Consider the following 956-nt stretch of genomic DNA (forward strand, 5'->3'; position numbering starts at 1 on the left):
ACGATTCTTGATTGCGCAAGGCGTGGGTCCGGAGCTGGTGGTTGGCCTGGCTATGGGCCGCGGGGTGAACCTGGTGGTGGCTATGCAGGCGATCGTGGCGGCCGGCGGGGCTTTCGTGCCGGTCGATCCCACTCATCCCGTCCACCGGATCAACCACGTCCTGACCACTTCCGATCCGGTGTGTGTATTGACCGACGAGGGCTTTGACCCCGAGGACGGTGTGGTCGCCTTCGACCTCAATTACCTGGACGTGTCGGCATATTCGGCAGATCTGATCACCGATGCCGACCGGCTGCTGCCTCTCGAGCCCGATCATCGTGCCTACGTGATGTTCACGTCGGGCTCGACTGGGCGGCCCAAGGGCGTGGCGGTGACTCACCGCGCGATTGTCAACCACCTGTTGTGGATGATGGGCCAGTACCGAATCGGGCCCCAGGACGTGTATCTACAGAAGACGGCCAGCACGTTCGACGTGTCGCTGTGGGGCTATCTGGCACCCCTGATTTCGGGTGCGCGGTTGGTATTGGCTGCGCCACAGGGGCAGAAGGATCCGCGATATGTGGCCGAGGCGATTGCCGCCCATGGCGTGACGTTGACCGATTTCGTGCCCCCGATGTTATCGGCGTTGTGCTCGTCGGCAGTACCGGAGCAGTTGGCGTCGTTGCGCGAGGTGTTCATCATCGGCGAGGCGTTGTCCGCCCACACCGCGGCAGCCTTTTCCGACATCTGTGCGGCGGGCCTGCACAACCTGTATGGACCGACCGAGGCGACGGTTTCCGTGACGCACTGGTCATACCGGCCCCACACCGGTGCATCGGTCCCGATCGGCGTGCCCCAATGGAACTGCCAGGTATTCGTGTTGGATGCGGGCTTGTGCGTGGTGCCGGCGGGAGTGCCCGGCGAGTTGTACATCGCCGGTGAGGTGTTGGCGCGGGGCTATCGAGATCAGGAGCCGA

At 63.8% G+C, this 956-nt stretch carries 1 protein-coding gene; it reads left to right on the top strand.

The window, feature by feature from the left end:
- Positions 1–956, top strand: a 956-nt coding sequence (locus F0Q45_RS26225; RefSeq protein WP_149656618.1) for an AMP-binding protein, incomplete at both ends; no start/stop codon positions are given.

This window comes from Mycobacterium simiae, from assembly GCF_008370645.1.
Taxonomy (GTDB): domain Bacteria; phylum Actinomycetota; class Actinomycetes; order Mycobacteriales; family Mycobacteriaceae; genus Mycobacterium; species Mycobacterium simiae_A.